Origin of the sequence: Bacteroides sp. MSK.18.37 (genome assembly GCF_019129155.2) — a bacterium.
GTDB lineage: Bacteria > Bacteroidota > Bacteroidia > Bacteroidales > Bacteroidaceae > Bacteroides > Bacteroides ovatus.
In genome coordinates, this window is record NZ_JAHOIB020000001.1 from 6815406 (window position 1) to 6833838 (window position 18433).

Here is an 18433-nt window from a genome sequence, read left to right on the forward strand (position 1 = left end):
AGACCTATTAAAATTTAAGACAATGAGATTACTAAAAAAGATAGCATACGCTTGCTGTTCCGTAACCTTTGGATTACTGACACTGACAGGCTGCACGGATGGCAAACTTTATGACGTAAACGCCCCCGACTGGATTTCCGATAAGATACAGGAAATTGAAGATTCGAAGAAACAACCGGAAGATGAAGTGCTTGAGGGCATGCAGGAAGATGTGTACACCATCGGAAATACGGATTTCACCTCCGGTTGGTGGTCTACTTTCTCCAAGTATTATGTGGTACCTGATGGCGAGAAGTGGAATGCGGTGTTCAATCTCCATATCAACCCGACCGATAACACGTATTTCAAGAACTATGCCCTTGTAGTCACCAACGATGTGGATCGTGGAGGTACAGGATACACTGAATACGGAGCTATCCGTTTTGATGCCACAAGCGATTCTATAGCCTACAACTCGCAATGGGGCAAGCTCTATTTTAAGTACACCACAAGCACATTGCTCCTATCTCCTGATGCCAGCAATGCAGACCCTAACGTACAGAGCTTGGGCGGCAAGGTGACACTCACCGTTGACCGTACCAATGAAAATGCTTTTACCATAAAGATGACCAACGGTGTAGCCACCAAGATTTACAAGCAACCATACAAGGAAGGAAATCTGAATGCAGATGCGAACAACACCAATATCCGCTGCTTCTTAGTTCCCGAAGGTTCTTACATCGATTTCTTGCAAACCAACATCGTCCCTATAGGTGGCCTTACATCTGCTCTAGACAAGAATCCGGTATCGATGGTACTGCAGGACGTACCTGATCAAGTCAACGTAGGTACTCCGCTCGAAGAGGCCATGATCGATGTATCGGCCATCGTTACCTTTGAAGAGGGAGTGACCAAAACTGTACCGGCTGCCGAACTCTCTATCTCTGCCATCCCTGATATGGAGCAACCTGGTGTGAAAACTCTTGTGGTCATCTACAACAAGACCTTAAAGGGTGAGAATTGTGATAAACCGATTATGGCTAATACTACCTTTGAAGTAGTGGAACAGATTGCATCCATCGAGGTGACTACCCCACCCTCGCACACACAATACTATTATTACACCTCGGCAGCTACCGAGAGTTTGGCGAACCGGACGATGGCCTTCGACCCGACAGGTATGGTGGTTACAGCAACTTACACCGACCAAAGTACAAGAATCATTGACAACGCGAGACTCATCTTCTCTGCCGTTCCGGTGAAGACCGGTTCGCAGATCGTTACCATTACTGCTGAAGAAGGAATCACCGCAACGGTAGAGGTTAACGTCTCCAAGTCTATAGCTTCTGAAGTGAGAAACACAACTAGCATGGTAGGAGCCGAAGACAACTCAACGAGCTTCCACGGAGCCTCTTCAGACATATTCAACGTACCTGTGGGCAAGACAAAGTATATCACCTTCACCAACTATAGTGATTTGGCTGCCAACTGGAATAACTTCCTTGTGTTTCTCCATAAAAGCATAACTACTGACGAATACGCATTTGTTCGCGCCGACAACTTCGGATTGGGCAATGGATATGCCGCCTGCGTTAATGGCGGAACACAAGGCGACTGGGGCACTTGGCTTTCCGGTATGAATGGAGCCAAAGTCACGGTCTACGTAACTAATTGCGGCAATAGCACCGCTGACATCCAAGCAGTGATGGTGGGTACTAAAGGCAAAACCTCTACCCAGTATTATTTGGGCATCAATACCATAGATCCCAATGACCTGTGTTTTACATTATCTGTCGAGAAGGCTCATCTTGTCTTCAATGAATAAGAATAACTATTAATTTCTTTATCATCCATATCAAATGAAAAAACTAACATTTTTCTTAATATCCCTGCTGACGGTCTTTGCTTTTGCTGCTTGCTCCGATGGACTGGACAATATCGAATACAATAGAAACAGCGATATAGTCATAGTTACTCCCGAAGTAACTACAGTCACAGGCACTTCGCTGACTGTCACTTCATCGGTCACCGGCAATATCAATCAGGTAGTCAAGAAAGGCTTTTGCTACAGTATCAATGCCCAGAACCCAACTATCAAAGATAACATAGTGGATGCCGATGAAAATTTCAGCGCCACGATTTCCGGCTTGACGGGCAATACCTCTTACTATATCCGCTCTTACGTCTACGGTAACAGCCGTTATACCTACTCGGATGTGCTCACAGCAACCACAGGAAGCCAAAGCCTTGACGAACAGCTCAAAAACTATGTGGCACCCGCCTATGAAGACAACTACATAGGCATAGCCGCTTGGAATCAACGCAGTAAATGGAACTTGGCAAACGTACACGACCCCACAGTGATGAAAGCTGATGACGGATACTATTATATGTATCAGACAGATGCTTCTTACGGAAATGCGCACTCCGGTAACGGACATTTCCATGCACGGCGCTCACGCGACCTAGTCAACTGGGAATACCTCGGAGCAACCATGACCGAAACCCCTCCTACTTGGATTAAAGAGAAGCTGAACGCCTACCGTGCAGAAATGGGACTGGAGCCTATCGATAGCCCTTCTTATGGTTATTGGGCACCGGTTGCCCGCAAAGTTGCCACTGGCAAATACCGTATGTACTACTCCATCGTGATTACTAACTATATCAAAACGGGCAAACCGGAAGTGGATAATAACGGAAACTTCGACGGTTCATGGACCGAACGTGCTTTCATCGGACTGATGGAAACAGCCGACCCGGCAAGCAATATCTGGGAAGATAAGGGGTTTGTTGTCTGCTCTGCCAGCGATAAAGGCAAAACGGACTATGGACGCGTAAGCACCAGCGACTGGAACGGTTATTTCAAGATCAATGCTATTGACCCAACCTATATTATTACTGAGAACGGAGAACACTGGATGATCTACGGCTCATGGCACAGTGGCATTGCTGCCCTGCAACTGAATCCCGAAGATGGTATGCCGCTCCACACCCTAGGCAATCCGTGGGACATCACGGGTGAAAACAACTCCGGTTATGGTAAAATTATCGCTACCCGCGGCAATAGCCGTTGGCAAGCTTCGGAAGGTCCGGAAGTAATTTACCGCAATGGTTATTATTACCTGTTCCTCGCTTATGGTACACTAGCAGTAGAATATAACACCCGCGTCTGCCGCTCTGTCAACATCGACGGTCCGTATGTTGATATGGACGGTACCCCTGCTATGGGAAGCGGAGAACTCTATCCGATACTGACAGCACCTTATCTGTTTAACAATAGCTATGGATGGGTAGGTATCTCCCACTGCGGTATTTTCGAAGATGGAGAGGGCAACTGGTTTTATACTTCACAGGGACGTTTCCCTGCGAATGTCGGGGGGAATGAATACTCCAACGCTATCATGATGGGACACGTTCGCAGTATCCGCTGGGATGCCAACGGCTGGCCTTTGGTGATGCCGGAGAGATATGGAGCCGTGCCACAAGTGCCTATCACGGAAGAAGAAATTGCCGGTAATTGGGAACATCTGTCTCTGACTTCCTCCACTAGTACTCAAAGGACATCTGAAACACTGACTTTTGATGCCGGTACGCATAAGATTAGTTCCGGCAGTTGGAAGGATGCATCGTGGACATTCGATGCGGCTTCACAGACGATTACGACTAGTGCCGGAGTAGTGCTTTATCTACAAAGAGAAGTGGATTGGGAAGCTACTCCCAGAACTCATACCATCGTTTACGCCGCACAAGGAAATAAAAAGACTTATTGGGGAAAGAAGGTTCAATAAACGCTCATTGATATGCTTATTGAAACTGCTTCCGGAATCTTGATATCCGGAAGCAGTTTTTTCTCTTTTATGCTGCATAACATATAAGAGTGTATTTGATACACCAAACTAAAGTGTTACTTTTACACCCAAAATAAGATAAGCATCTCATTTACATTAAAAATAAAACCATGAAAAAACATTTTCTACTTGCAGGAATTGCCGCGCTGATGCTGGCTGCGTGCAATAACAAGCCGGCTTCCGAGCTGACTTTGTCCGGTCTTGACCCGGTAAAATTTCAAACAGAAGTGAATAATGCCCAAACAGCTCTTTACACGTTAAAGAATAAGGCAGGCATGGAAGTATGCATCACTAACTTCGGAGGACGTATCGTGTCTATCATGGTACCCGACAAAAACGGTCAGATGCAGGATGTAGTTTTAGGTTTTGACAGCATTGCTGATTATATTAATGTACCGAGCGACTTTGGCGCTTCTATCGGACGCTATGCAAACCGTATCAACCAGGGACGTTTTGTATTGGATGGCGATACGATCCAGTTGCCACAAAACAATTACGGACACTGCCTGCACGGAGGTCCGAAAGGCTGGCAATACCAGGTTTATGAAGCCAACCTTATTGATCCGACAACACTGGAGCTGACTCGTATTTCACCGGATGGAGATGCTAATTTCCCGGGCAATGTAACAGCTAAAGTGACTTACAAACTGACTGATGACAACGCTATCGACATCAAATATAGCGCAACTACTGATAAAAAGACGATCATCAACATGACCAACCACTCTTATTTCAATCTTTCCGGTGATCCGTCTAAAATTTCAACCGACCATATCATGTATGTGAATGCAGACTACTATACTCCGGTAGACAGCACCTTTATGACTACAGGCGAAATTGCTCCGGTTAAAGACACTCCGATGGACTTTACTACTCCGAAAGCTGTAGGTAAGGAAATCAATAACTACGATTTCGTTCAATTAAAGAATGGAAACGGATATGACCATAACTGGGTATTGAACACTAAGGGAGATCTTTCCCAAGTGGCAGCCAAACTCACTTCACCCGAAAGCGGCATTACTCTGGAAGTATATACCAACGAACCGGGTATACAGGTTTATACCGGTAACTTCCTCGATGGAACGGTAACCGGCAAAAAAGGGTTCGTTTATAACCAGCGTGCTTCTGTTTGTCTGGAGACACAACACTATCCTGACAGTCCTAACAAGGCAGACTGGCCGTCTGTAGTTCTGGAACCGGGACAGACTTACAACAGTGAATGTATTTTCAAATTCGGTATAGAGAAATAATTTAATATCAAAAAACAAAAGCAGAATAAGATGAACTGGAATTCACACGAGTTTATATGGATCGACTGGGTAATCATCGTAGTCGGTATTTTAGCAGTCACATGGGCGGTATGGCGTTCGATACAGAAAGACAAGCGTTTGCAACAAGGCGCTAACAGTGAAGATTATTTGTTTGGTAAAGGGGAACCCTGGTATATCATCGGTGCAGCTATCTTCGCTGCCAATATCGGTTCGGAACACCTTGTAGGACTTGCCGGCACAGGAGCTAAATCTGGAGTAGGTATGGCACACTGGGAAATGCAGGGATGGATGATCCTTATTTTAGGTTGGCTTTTCGTACCGTTCTATCAGCTGATGAACGTGAAGTTAGGAAAAATCATCACGATGCCCGACTTCCTGAAATATAGATATACTCCTGCTACAGGTTCATGGTTATCTATCATTACCCTCATAGCATACGTATTAACCAAAGTCAGCGTAACAGCATTTACCGGAGGTATCTTCATGGAAAGTCTTCTCGGATTGCCATTCTGGTTTGGTGCTATCGGCCTGATCGTTCTTACGGGAATCTTCACGGTTCTGGGTGGTATGAAAGGAGTTATGACATTGTCTGCTATCCAGACTCCGATACTTATTATCGGTTCGTTCCTTGTACTTTTCTTAGGATTGTCGGCACTTGGAGCCGGTAGTATCAGCGACGGTTGGACTCACATGATAGAGTATGCCAAAACACTTAATATAGGAACAGACGGAGTTGCTCACGGCACAAACCACATGTTCCACTTTGAGACAGGCGACCCGATGTATGATGACTATCCAGGTTTCTGGGTATTTATCGGAGCATCCATTATCGGATTCTGGTACTGGTGTACTGACCAGCATATCGTTCAACGTGTGCTTGGACAACGTAAAGGTGAATCCAGCGAAGAGGTTATGAGACGTGCACGTAGAGGTACTATCGCTGCCGGTTATTTCAAGATTTTGCCTGTGTTCATGTTCTTGATACCGGGTATGATAGCTGCTGCATTGTCGGCACGTCCGGAAAGCGGTTTCGTACTGGATAATCCTGATACAGCTTTTGGTTCAATGGTTAAGTTCGTATTGCCTGCCGGTGTAAAAGGTATTGTTACTATTGGCTTTATTTCGGCATTGGTGGCTTCATTGGCAGCATTCTTCAACTCTTGCGCTACCTTGTTTACTGAAGACTTCTACAAACCGATGTTCAAGGACAAGAGCGAAGCAACTTATGTGTTGGTAGGTCGTATCGCTACTATTGTTGTAGTAATTCTGGGTATTGTATGGATACCTATCATGCAGAGTTTGGGTAGTCTTTATGATTATCTGCAAGGCATCCAGTCATTGCTTGCTCCTGCGATGGTGGCTGTATTCGCCCTCGGTATATTCTCCAAGAAGATTACGCCTAAGGCAGGTGAAACAGCTATGATAGTAGGTTTTATAATCGGTATGGTACGTTTGCTGACCAATATCCTCACGAATACAGGTAAAGATGTGATGTCTGGATGGTACTGGGAATGTACTGCCTGGTTCTGGCAGACAAACTGGCTGATCTTCGAAATATGGCTGCTCGTATTCCTGATCGTACTGATGGTTGTTGTTTCATTCTTCACTCCTGCACCTACTGCCAAGCAGATAGAAGCTATCACCTTTACTGATGACTATAAGACACTCATCAAGCAAAGCTGGAACAAGTGGGATGTTATCACCTCTATCGGTGTAGTAGTTCTTTGTGCATTATTTTATATATACTTCTGGTAATACCCTGATATGAATAAGTATTATAGTACCAATCCAACTTTCTATGTCGGCATCGACTGTATAATCTTTGGTTTCTCCGAAGGGGAAATCAGCCTGCTCCTGTTGAAGAGAAACTTTGAGCCGGCAATGGGTGAATGGTCACTGATGGGAGGATTCGTGCAGAAAGATGAAAGTGTGGACGATGCCGCCAAACGTGTATTGCATGAGCTTACCGGACTGGAAAACGTTTATATGGAGCAGGTAGGAGCTTTTGGAGCTGTCGAACGTGATCCGGGTGAACGGGTAATCTCCATAGCTTACTATGCATTAATCAATATTAATGAATACGACCGGAAACTTGTTCAGAAGCACAACGCTTACTGGGTGAATATGAACGAACTTCCCCCACTTATCTTCGACCATCCTGAAATGGTGGAAAAAGCACGGGAACTGATGAAGCAAAAAGCATCCGTGGAACCTATCGGATTCAATCTGCTTCCGAAACTCTTTACGTTGTCTCAACTGCAAAGTCTATATGAAGCTATTTACGACGAACCGATGGATAAACGGAACTTCCGTAAAAGAGTGGCCGAAATGGATTATATAGAAAAGACTGATAAAATTGACAAACTGGGTTCGAAACGTGGTGCTGCCTTGTATAAGTTCAATAGCAAGGCTTACCGCAAGGACCCGAAATTTAAATTATAATCATTATGCTGGAAGAACTAAAAGAAAAAGTATTTCATGCCAATCTCGAATTGGTAAAGCATGGATTAGTCATCTTTACCTGGGGAAATGTTTCTGCCATCGACCGTGAAAGCGGATTGGTAGTAATCAAACCCAGTGGTGTAAGTTATGATGATATGAAAGCCGAAGATATGGTAGTAGTGGATCTGGATGGCAAGGTCGTTGAAGGACGGCTGAAGCCATCCTCGGATACTCCTACTCACGTAATACTTTACAAAGCATTTCCGGAGATCGGAGGAGTGGTACATACGCACTCTACCTATGCAACAGCCTGGGCACAAGCCGGATGTGACATTCCGAATATCGGAACCACTCATGCAGATTATTTCCATGATGCCATTCCCTGCACAGCGGATATGACAGAAGCGGAAGTGAAAGGTGCTTACGAGCTGGAAACCGGTAATGTGATAGTGAAACGTTTTGAAGGCTTGAACCCTGTACATACACCGGGAGTATTGGTGAAAAATCATGGTCCTTTCTCTTGGGGAAAAGACGCGTATGATGCCGTACACAATGCTGTGGTTATGGAACAGGTGGCTAAAATGGCAAGTATCGCTTATGCGGTGAATCCCAATTTAACAATGAATCCGCTGCTGATAGAAAAACATTTCAGCCGCAAGCATGGTCCGAATGCTTATTACGGACAGAAATAATTAAAGATTAAAAATTAGAACAATAACAATTAAAGCAATAACATTATGAACGCATTTGATCAATATGAAGTATGGTTCGTAACAGGAGCACAGCTTTTGTACGGAGGTGACGCAGTAATCGCAGTAGACGCACACTCTAATGAAATGGTTAACGGATTGAACGAATCCGGTAAACTCCCTGTAAAGGTGGTATACAAAGGAACAGCTAATTCTTCTAAAGAAGTGGAAGCTGTTTTCAAAGCAGCCAATAATGACGAAAAGTGTGTCGGTGTTATCACTTGGATGCATACGTTCTCTCCTGCTAAAATGTGGATTCACGGCTTGCAACAGTTGAAGAAGCCTTTGTTGCACCTGCATACTCAATTCAACAAGGAAATTCCTTGGGATACAATGGACATGGATTTCATGAACCTGAACCAGTCTGCTCACGGTGACCGCGAATTCGGACATATCTGTACCCGTATGCGTATCCGTCGTAAAGTAGTGGTAGGTTACTGGAAAGAGGAAGAGACTTTGCATAAGATTGCCGTTTGGATGCGTGTTTGTGCCGGTTGGGCAGATTCACAGGATATGCTGATTATCCGTTTCGGCGACCAGATGAACAACGTAGCTGTAACCGATGGTGATAAAGTGGAAGCTGAACAACGTATGGGTTACCACGTAGATTACTGTCCGGTAAGCGAATTGATGGAATATCACAAGGATATCAAAAATGAAGAGGTAGATGCATTGGTAGCTACTTACTTCAAGGAATACGATCACGATGCTTCTCTGGAAGATAAATCAACTGAAGCTTACCAGAAAGTATGGAATGCTGCCAAGGCTGAACTGGCTATACGTGCTATCCTGAAAGCAAAAGGTGCCAAAGGATTTACTACCAACTTCGACGATTTGGGCGACATTGAATACAATGGTTTCGATCAAATCCCGGGTCTTGCTTCACAACGTCTGATGGCGGAAGGTTATGGATTCGGTGCTGAAGGTGACTGGAAATCGGCTGCTCTGTACCGCACTGTATGGGTAATGAATCAGGGTCTTCCTAAAGGCTGTTCATTCCTGGAAGATTACACACTGAACTTCGATGGTGCAAACAGCTCTATCCTTCAGTCACACATGTTGGAAATCTGTCCGCTTATCGCAGCCAACAAACCTCGCCTGGAAGTACACTTCCTCGGTATAGGTATCCGCAAGAGTCAGACTGCACGTCTGGTCTTCACTTCAAAAGTAGGTACAGGCTGTACTGCTACTGTTGTAGATATGGGTAACCGCTTCCGTCTGATCGTGAACGACGTAGAATGTATCGAGCCGAAACCGCTGCCTAAGTTGCCGGTTGCTTCTGCTCTCTGGATTCCGATGCCAAACCTTGAAGTAGGTGCAGGTGCATGGATTCTGGCTGGTGGAACTCACCACTCTTGCTTCTCTTACGACCTGACAGCAGAATATTGGGAAGATTATGCTGAAATCGCAGGTATCGAAATGGTACATATCAACAAGGATACTACAATCAGCTGCTTCAAGAAAGAACTGCGCATGAACGAAGTTTATTACATGTTGAATAAAGCACTTTGCTAAAAACAATTATTCAAGTTTCGCATGGCTTAATTATTTCGTTAAGTTTTTGCGAAACTTGATTTTTTTTATAATGATCGTTATACCTTAAAATATTGATTTCAACATGAAATTAGATGCAAAATCAACCATCGAGGCAGGTAAAGCAATTCTTGGTATAGAACTCGGTTCTACACGAATAAAAGCTGTCTTGATCGACCAGGAAAACAAGCCTATTGCTCAAGGTAGCCACACTTGGGAAAACCAGTTAGTTGACGGACTTTGGACGTATAGCATTGAAGCCATCTGGTCAGGGCTGCAAGATTGCTATGCCGATCTTCGTACTAACGTAAAGAATGCATACGGCATAGAGATCGAGACTCTGGCTGCCATCGGTGTCAGCGCTATGATGCATGGTTATATGCCATTCAACAAAAAAGAAGAAATCCTCGTGCCTTTCCGCACTTGGAGAAACACTAATACAGGTCGCGCAGCGGCTGCTTTATCCGAACTATTTGTCTATAATATCCCTCTGCGTTGGAGCATTTCCCACTTGTATCAGGCTATTTTAGACAACGAAGCACACGTTAATGAAATCGACTTTCTGACCACTCTGGCAGGTTACGTGCATTGGCAGATCACAGGCGAAAAGGTGTTGGGAATAGGCGATGCATCAGGTATGCTTCCTATAGATCCAACTACTAACAACTATTCTGCTGAAATGGTGGCTAAGTTCGACAAGCTGATTGCTTCGAAAGAATATAGCTGGAAGCTACAGGATATTCTGCCTAAAGTATTATCGGCAGGTGAAAATGCAGGTGTCCTCACTCCGGAAGGAAGTAAAAAGCTCGATGCATCGGGTCATTTGAAGGCAGGAATACCGGTTTGTCCGCCGGAAGGAGACGCTGGTACCGGAATGGTTGCGACTAACGCAGTCAAACAACGTACCGGAAATGTATCCGCAGGTACCTCTTCATTCTCAATGATTGTATTGGAGAAAGAACTGTCGAAGCCATACGAAATGATTGACATGGTGACAACTCCTGACGGAAGTCTGGTAGCCATGGTGCATTGCAACAACTGCACTTCTGATCTCAACGCATGGGTTAACTTGTTCAAGGAATACCAGGAGCTTCTGGGCATACCTGTAGATATGGATGAAATCTATAGTAAACTCTACAATATTGCGCTCACTGGTGATACTGATTGTGGAGGTTTGCTTTCATACAATTATATTTCAGGCGAGCCTGTAACAGGACTTGCTGACGGAAGACCTTTGTTTGTACGTTCGGCAAATGACAAGTTCAACCTGGCAAACTTTATGCGGACTCACTTGTATGCTTCGGTAGGAGTACTCAAGATTGGTAACGACATCCTGTTCAACGAAGAAAAAATCAAAGTGGACAGAATTACTGGTCACGGAGGATTATTCAGAACAAAGGGAGTAGGCCAAAGAATACTTGCTGCAGCCATCAACTCGCCTATTTCCGTGATGGAAACAGCCGGTGAAGGTGGTGCCTGGGGTATTGCCCTGTTAGGTTCTTACCTCGTGAACAATGAAAAGAAACAATCTCTTGCCGATTTTCTGGATGAAAGCGTATTTGTCGGTGACGCGGGTATCGAGGTATCACCTACGCCCGAAGATGTAGCCGGCTTCAATGCATACATCGAAAATTACAAGGCAGGATTGCCTATCGAAGAGGCAGCAGTCAAATTTAAATAATTGACAGTCGGCAATCCATTGTTGTTCATCAGAGATTGCCGATAAATCGCTGTTTATCAAGAGCCAATTCTAACTAAGTATTAACATTAATTATCTCCACCCCTCTCCTCTTTTGGAGAGGGAGATGGGGAGACTATTATCATGAAAACCACCTCGTTCATACTTGCACTTGTCCTGTCCACCTCACTGGCCAAAGCTCAAAACGCTCCACAGGTGTCTTACTTCCCTTTACAAAATGTGAAACTATTGGATAGTCCGTTTCTGCAAGCTCAACAGACTGATCTACATTACATACTTGCATTAGACCCCGACCATCTGCTCGCTCCTTTTCTCCGCGAAGCAGGGTTACAGCCTAAAGCCCCCAGCTACACCAATTGGGAAAATACCGGATTGGACGGACATATCGGCGGACATTATTTATCCGCACTTTCCATGATGTATGCCGCCACCGGAGATACCGCAGTCTATAATCGCCTCAACTACATGCTGAATGAGTTGAATCGGGCACAGCAAACTGTCGGCACAGGATTCATCGGAGGAACTCCGGGAAGCCTTCAACTTTGGAAAGATATAAAAGCAGGAAAGATCCGTGCCGGAGGTTTCGACCTTAACGGCAAATGGGTACCTTTATACAATATACATAAGACTTACGCCGGATTGCGGGATGCATATATCTATGCAGGAAGCGACCTTGCACGCCAAATGCTTATCGCTTTTACAGACTGGATGATCGATATCACTTCCGGCTTGAGTGACGAACAAATGCAGGATATGCTTCGTAGCGAACATGGCGGATTAAACGAAACGTTCGCTGACGTGGCCGAAATCACAGGCGACAAGAAGTATCTGGAACTGGCACGCCGTTTCTCTCACAAGCTTATCTTAGACCCGCTTATCAAAGAGGAAGACAAATTGACGGGGATGCACGCCAACACACAGATTCCGAAAGTGATCGGCTACAAGCGAATAGCCGAACTTTCACAAGACGACAAAAATTGGAATCATGCTGCAGAATGGGATCATGCCGCCCGTTTTTTCTGGAACACGGTAGTCAATCACCGTTCCGTCTGCATCGGAGGAAATAGCGTCCGCGAACATTTCCATCCGTCGGATAACTTCACGTCCATGCTGAACGACGTTCAAGGACCGGAGACCTGTAATACTTACAACATGCTCCGTCTTACCAAAATGCTTTATCAGAATTCTCACAATCCGAATCAAACAAACGAACCTGATCCAAACTACGTAAACTATTACGAACGTGCGCTTTACAATCATATCTTAGCGTCACAAGAGCCGGATAAAGGTGGATTTGTCTACTTCACTCCTATGCGTCCAGGACACTATCGTGTATACTCACAACCGGAAACATCCATGTGGTGCTGTGTAGGTTCAGGCTTGGAGAATCATACCAAATACGGTGAATTTATCTATGCGTATCGGAAAGACACACTTTATGTCAATCTCTTCATTCCTTCACAACTGACCTGGAAAGAGCAAGGCATTATTTTGACACAGGAAACCCGTTTCCCTGATGACGACAAGGTAACTTTGCGAATAGATGAAGCGCCTAAGAAAAAACGTACTTTAATGATACGTATTCCGGAATGGGCGAACCAATCCAAAGGATATAGCGTCAGCATCAATGGAAAAAGAAAAATGTTCGTTATGGCAAAAGGTAACCAGTATCTTCCTCTCTCCCGCAAATGGAAAAAAGGGGATGTCATTACTTTCCACTTGCCTATGAAAGTCAGCGTGGAACAGATTCCCGACAAGAAAGATTATTATGCTTTCTTATATGGTCCAATCGTTCTTGCAGCTTCCACAGGCACTGAATATCTTGATGGTTTATATGCCGATGACAGTCGTGGCGGCCATATCGCTCATGGCAAACAAATTCCTTTACAAGAAGTTCCGATGCTGATAGGAAATCCTGATTCAATCTGCAAATCTCTTCAGAAAGAACAGAATAGCCGGATTACTTTCAGCTATAACGGAGAGGTTTATCCTGCACAAGACAAGGCATTGGAACTCGTTCCGTTCTTCCGCCTGCACAATTCCCGTTATGCCGTTTATTTCCGGCAGGCAAGCGAAGAGCAGTTTAAAGCGATTCAGGAAGAGATGGCAACGGCTGAACGAAAAGCAACAGAATTGGCTAATCAAACCATTGACCTGATCTTCCCCGGCGAACAGCAGCCGGAGTCTGACCATGGCATCCAGTATGAACAGGCAGAAACGGGGACGAATAAAGACCGACATTTCCGACGTGCTAAAGGTTGGTTCGGCTATCAATTGAAGGTAAAAGAGGAAGCAAGCCGCCTCCTGATTACGGTACGGAAAGATGACCGCAATAAAGTGGCTATTCTTTTGAATAACGAAAAGTTGGCTGTTCATCCGACTATCAGTGAAGCAGATAAAGACGGTTTCATTACTCTTTCTTATGTTCTGCCTCAAAAACTGAATACGGGTAGTTGTCCGATACGTTTTATCCCTGACGGGACGGAATGGACCTCTGCCGTTTATGAAGTTCGTTTACTAAAATAGAAGTCACCACAGATTACACGGATTAACACAGATTATTTATGGGTTATAACATGATAGTAATCAGAATAAAATCAATCTGTGATAATCTACGTAATCTGTGGTAAAAAATAATCATTAAACAAATACCATTTATGAAAGCAAAACTATTAGTCAGCACGGCTTTTCTGGCAGCATCCGTATCTCTTTCTGCACAAAAGAGTGCTACCATAACCGTACATGCCGATCAAGGCAAAGAAATCATACCGAAGGAAATTTACGGCCAGTTTGCCGAACACCTGGGTTCATGTATCTACGGTGGTCTTTGGGTAGGCGAAAACTCGGATATTCCTAATATCAAGGGATACCGCACAGATGTATTCAATGCACTGAAAGACTTGTCCGTTCCCGTTCTTCGCTGGCCGGGCGGATGCTTTGCCGATGAATACCACTGGATGGACGGCATTGGTCCGAAAGAGAACCGTCCGAAGATGGTGAACAACAACTGGGGCGGTACCATTGAAGATAACAGTTTCGGAACACACGAGTTTTTGAATCTTTGTGAAATGCTGGGTTGCGAACCATACGTGAGTGGAAATGTAGGTAGCGGCACAGTGGAAGAGCTTGCTAAATGGGTGGAATATATGACTTCTGACGGAGACTCGCCTATGGCTAACCTTCGCCGTAAGAATGGTCGCGACAAAGCATGGAAATTGAAATATCTCGGCGTAGGAAATGAAAGCTGGGGGTGCGGTGGCAGCATGCGTCCGGAATATTACGCAGACTTATATCGTCGTTATTCTACTTATTGCCGTAATTATGACGGCAACCGTCTGTTCAAGATTGCCAGTGGCGCAAGTGACTATGATTACAAATGGACAGATGTATTGATGAATCGTGTAGGACACCGGATGGACGGTCTTTCTCTGCACTATTATACCGTAACCGGATGGAGTGGCAGCAAAGGATCAGCCACTCAATTCAACAAGGATGATTATTACTGGACGATGGGCAAATGTCTGGAAGTGGAAGATGTACTCAAGAAACATTGTACCATCATGGACAAATATGACAAGGACAAGAAAATCGCCCTCTTACTGGACGAATGGGGAACCTGGTGGGATGAAGAACCGGGAACCATCAAAGGACATCTGTATCAGCAAAACACGTTGCGTGATGCTTTCGTGGCTTCTTTAAGTCTTGATGTATTCCACAAATATACAGACCGCTTGAAGATGGCAAATATCGCACAGATTGTCAACGTACTTCAATCGATGATTCTGACAAAAGACAAAGAAATGGTGCTCACTCCTACTTATTATGTCTTCAAGATGTATAAAGTACATCAGGATGCCACTTATCTTCCTATCGACCTGACTTGCGAAAAGATAAGTGTACGTGATAACCGCACTGTACCGATGGTGAGCGCCACAGCTTCCAAAAATAAAGATGGGGTGATCCATATTTCTCTTTCCAATGTAGATGCTGATGAAGCGCAGGAAATCACCATCAATCTGGGTGATACGAAAGCCAAGAAAGCTGTCGGAGAGATTCTGACCGCTTCCAAACTGACCGATTACAATTCTTTTGAAAAACCTAATATTGTAAAACCGGCACCTTTCAAAGAGGTAAAAATCAATAAAGGTACAATGAAGGTAAAACTTCCTGCTAAGTCCATTGTTACTTTAGAGTTACAGTAATTTTAGAGCAATTACTTATTGTATCACAAACAAGAAGACCGTAAAATTGTCGATAAAAAAGATAGCTCTTTTGGATTGTTAAATCCACATAAAGAGTTATCTTTGCGAACAATCTGACAGAAATCAATTAAATTTTAATGATATGAACGATAACAAACTTATGAATCGTGCAGCGGATAACATCCGTATTCTTGCTGCTTCAATGGTTGAGAAAGCCAATTCCGGTCACCCGGGTGGCGCCATGGGTGGTGCTGATTTTGTAAATGTACTCTTCTCTGAGTTTCTAGTATACGATCCTGAAAATCCCCGTTGGGAAGGACGTGACCGCTTCTTCCTCGACCCGGGCCACATGTCTCCGATGCTTTATTCTACGTTGGCATTGACAGGAAAATTCACACTGGACGAGCTGAAAGAATTCCGCCAATGGGGAAGCCCTACTCCGGGACACCCTGAAGTGGACATCATGCGTGGCATCGAAAATACTTCCGGTCCGCTGGGACAAGGACACACTTTTGCAGTAGGTGCTGCTATCGCTGCCAAATTCTTGAAAGCCCGTTTCGACGAGGTGATGAATCAGACCATTTACGCTTACATCTCTGACGGTGGTATTCAGGAAGAAATCTCTCAAGGTTCCGGACGTATTGCCGGTGCACTGGGACTGGACAACCTGATTATGTTCTATGACTCCAACGATATTCAGCTTTCTACAGAAACGAAAGACGTAACCGTTGAAGACACTGCCATGAAATATGAAGCATGGGGATGGAACGTACTTAGTATCAACGGTAATGATCCTGACGAAATCCGTGCGGCAATCAAAGAAGCACAAGCTGAAAAAGAACGTCCGACACTGATTATCGGTAAAACCGTAATGGGTAAAGGTGCACGCAAGGCAGACGGCAGCAGCTATGAAGCTAACTGCGCTACACACGGTGCTCCTCTCGGTGGCGACGCTTATGTAAATACAATCAAGAATCTGGGTGGTGATCCTACTAACCCGTTTGTTATATTCCCGGAAGTAGCCGAACTGTATGCAAAACGTGCAGAAGAACTGAAGAAGATCGTTGCTGAAAAGTATGCAAAGAAAGCTGCATGGGCGAAAGCAAACCCGGAACTGGCTGCAAAACTGGAACTCTTCTTCTCGGGCAAAGCTCCGAAAGTGGACTGGGCTGCTATCGAACAGAAAGCAGGTAGCGCTACTCGTGCTGCATCTGCAACCGTATTGGGCGCACTTGCTACACAGGTAGAAAACATGATCGTTGCTTCGGCCGACCTTTCTAACTCTGACAAGACTGACGGTTTCCTGAAAAAGACTCATTCTTTCAAGAAAGGTGATTTCAGCGGAGCATTCTTCCAAGCAGGTGTATCTGAATTGTCAATGGCTTGTATCTGTATCGGTATGTCTCTCCACGGTGGTGTGATCGCTGCTTGCGGTACATTCTTCGTATTCTCCGATTACATGAAACCTGCCGTACGTATGGCTGCTTTGATGGAACAACCGGTGAAATTCATCTGGACACACGACGCATTCCGCGTAGGTGAAGACGGTCCTACTCACGAACCGGTAGAACAGGAAGCTCAAATCCGCCTGATGGAAAAACTGAAAAACCATAAGGGACACAACTCTATGTTGGTACTTCGTCCGGCTGATGCAGAAGAGACAACCATTGCTTGGAAACTTGCTATGGAAAATATGTCTACTCCGACAGGATTGATCTTCTCTCGCCAAAATATTGCCAACTTACCGGCAGGAACAGATTACGAACAAGCAGCTAAGGGTGCTTATATCGTAGCAGGTTCCGACGAAAATCCGGATGTTATCCTGGTAGCTTCAGGTTCTGAAGTGTCTACATTGGTAGCCGGCACAGAGTTGCTTCGCAAAGATGGCGTGAAGGTACGCATTGTATCTGCTCCGTCTGAAGGTCTGTTCCGCAACCAACCGAAAGAATATCAGGAAGCTATCCTTCCGGCAGATGCGAAGATTTTCGGTATGACTGCCGGCCTGCCTGTCACTCTTCAAGGTCTGGTAGGTTGCCACGGTAAAGTTTGGGGATTGGAATCTTTCGGTTTCTCTGCTCCTTATAAAGTATTGGATGAGAAACTTGGATTTACTGCCGAGAACGTATATAACCAAGTAAAAGCAATGCTCTAATGAAAACAATCGGATTAGCATGCGACCATGCCGGTTTTGAACTGAAAGAATATGTTCGCGGCTGGCTGGAAGCAAAAGGCTGGGCTTACAAGGATTTCGGAACTAACTCTACCGCAAGCGTAGACTATCCGGATTATGCTCATCCGCTGGCTCTTGCAGTGGAATCGGGAGAATGTTATCCCGGTATCGCTATCTGCGGCAGTGGAAACGGAATCAATATGACGCTGAACAAGCACCAAGGGGTTCGTGCTGCTCTCTGCTGGAATGCAGAAATCGCACACCTAGCTCGTCAGCACAATGACGCTAATGTACTGGTTATGCCGGGACGCTTCATCAGCACTGAAGAAGCGGACATGATTTTGACAGAGTTCTTCTCTACCAAATTTGACGGTGGCCGTCATCAGAATCGTATTGATAAGATTCCGGTAAAATAAAGCTCGAAGATAAATCAAATAGGTGTAAAGCTGCCCTTCAGAAAGAAGAGCAGCTTTATTTTTATACCGGTATCAGATTTTATCATATACGAGATTACAAAAGAGGGGTAACTTCGTCTTTATT

The 18433-nt window shown here is 44.9% G+C and carries 12 protein-coding genes; all 12 read left to right on the forward strand.

Annotated elements, in window-relative coordinates; all coding sequences use genetic code 11:
* Positions 1-22 precede the first annotated feature (22 nt).
* The 12 genes from KSX81_RS27000 (at position 23) to rpiB (ending at position 18309) form a co-directional block, all read left to right on the forward strand.
* A complete protein-coding gene (locus tag KSX81_RS27000; RefSeq protein ID WP_008999168.1) occupies positions 23-1804 on the forward strand; it encodes a hypothetical protein in 1782 nt (593 codons plus the stop codon).
* A gap of 34 nt (positions 1805-1838) precedes the next feature.
* Positions 1839-3767, forward strand: a complete 1929-nt coding sequence (locus KSX81_RS27005; RefSeq protein WP_008999167.1) for an arabinan endo-1,5-alpha-L-arabinosidase — start codon at positions 1839-1841, stop codon at positions 3765-3767.
* Between the two features lie 170 nt (positions 3768-3937).
* Positions 3938-5077 (forward strand): aldose epimerase family protein, encoded by a 1140-nt coding sequence (locus tag KSX81_RS27010; protein WP_008999166.1) that lies wholly within the window; start codon positions 3938-3940, stop codon positions 5075-5077.
* Positions 5078-5107: 30 nt separating this feature from the next.
* Positions 5108-6853: a sodium:solute symporter gene (locus KSX81_RS27015; RefSeq protein ID WP_008999165.1), complete on the forward strand. Its 1746-nt coding sequence runs from the start codon at positions 5108-5110 to the stop codon at positions 6851-6853.
* 9 nt (positions 6854-6862) lie between these two features.
* On the forward strand, positions 6863-7540 hold the full coding sequence (locus tag KSX81_RS27020; RefSeq protein WP_008999164.1) for an NUDIX hydrolase: 678 nt from the start codon (positions 6863-6865) through the stop codon (positions 7538-7540).
* 5 nt (positions 7541-7545) lie between these two features.
* Positions 7546-8232, forward strand: a complete 687-nt coding sequence (locus KSX81_RS27025) for an L-ribulose-5-phosphate 4-epimerase (RefSeq protein ID WP_009041111.1) — start codon at positions 7546-7548, stop codon at positions 8230-8232.
* Between the two features lie 45 nt (positions 8233-8277).
* On the forward strand, positions 8278-9804 hold the full coding sequence (gene araA / locus KSX81_RS27030) for an L-arabinose isomerase (RefSeq protein ID WP_117514923.1): 1527 nt from the start codon (positions 8278-8280) through the stop codon (positions 9802-9804).
* A 103-nt stretch (positions 9805-9907) separates the two neighbouring features.
* The gene (locus KSX81_RS27035; RefSeq protein WP_151926756.1) at positions 9908-11503 is read left to right on the forward strand and encodes a xylulokinase; all 1596 of its coding nucleotides are present in this window, start codon (positions 9908-9910) and stop codon (positions 11501-11503) included.
* 141 nt (positions 11504-11644) lie between these two features.
* On the forward strand, positions 11645-14047 hold the full coding sequence (locus KSX81_RS27040) for a glycoside hydrolase family 127 protein (protein WP_141409131.1): 2403 nt from the start codon (positions 11645-11647) through the stop codon (positions 14045-14047).
* A 131-nt stretch (positions 14048-14178) separates the two neighbouring features.
* Positions 14179-15723, forward strand: a complete 1545-nt coding sequence (locus KSX81_RS27045) for an alpha-N-arabinofuranosidase (protein WP_008644038.1) — start codon at positions 14179-14181, stop codon at positions 15721-15723.
* Between the two features lie 142 nt (positions 15724-15865).
* Positions 15866-17875, forward strand: a complete 2010-nt coding sequence (locus KSX81_RS27050) for a transketolase family protein (protein WP_008774882.1) — start codon at positions 15866-15868, stop codon at positions 17873-17875.
* A complete protein-coding gene (gene rpiB, locus KSX81_RS27055) occupies positions 17875-18309 on the forward strand; it encodes a ribose 5-phosphate isomerase B (protein ID WP_004297448.1) in 435 nt (144 codons plus the stop codon). Before KSX81_RS27050 ends, rpiB begins: the two co-directional genes overlap by 1 nt.
* The last annotated feature ends 124 nt before the right edge of the window (positions 18310-18433 follow it).

Coding starts and splice junctions, on each gene's coding strand:
- KSX81_RS27005 (WP_008999167.1), top strand. CDS start 1,839: ATGAAAAAACTAACATTTTTCTTAATATCCCTGCTGACGGTCTTTGCT.
- KSX81_RS27035 (WP_151926756.1), top strand. CDS start 9,908: ATGAAATTAGATGCAAAATCAACCATCGAGGCAGGTAAAGCAATTCTT.
- KSX81_RS27015 (WP_008999165.1), top strand. CDS start 5,108: ATGAACTGGAATTCACACGAGTTTATATGGATCGACTGGGTAATCATC.
- rpiB (WP_004297448.1), top strand. CDS start 17,875: ATGAAAACAATCGGATTAGCATGCGACCATGCCGGTTTTGAACTGAAA.
- KSX81_RS27010 (WP_008999166.1), top strand. CDS start 3,938: ATGAAAAAACATTTTCTACTTGCAGGAATTGCCGCGCTGATGCTGGCT.
- KSX81_RS27040 (WP_141409131.1), top strand. CDS start 11,645: ATGAAAACCACCTCGTTCATACTTGCACTTGTCCTGTCCACCTCACTG.
- KSX81_RS27045 (WP_008644038.1), top strand. CDS start 14,179: ATGAAAGCAAAACTATTAGTCAGCACGGCTTTTCTGGCAGCATCCGTA.
- KSX81_RS27000 (WP_008999168.1), top strand. CDS start 23: ATGAGATTACTAAAAAAGATAGCATACGCTTGCTGTTCCGTAACCTTT.
- KSX81_RS27050 (WP_008774882.1), top strand. CDS start 15,866: ATGAACGATAACAAACTTATGAATCGTGCAGCGGATAACATCCGTATT.
- araA (WP_117514923.1), top strand. CDS start 8,278: ATGAACGCATTTGATCAATATGAAGTATGGTTCGTAACAGGAGCACAG.
- KSX81_RS27020 (WP_008999164.1), top strand. CDS start 6,863: ATGAATAAGTATTATAGTACCAATCCAACTTTCTATGTCGGCATCGAC.
- KSX81_RS27025 (WP_009041111.1), top strand. CDS start 7,546: ATGCTGGAAGAACTAAAAGAAAAAGTATTTCATGCCAATCTCGAATTG.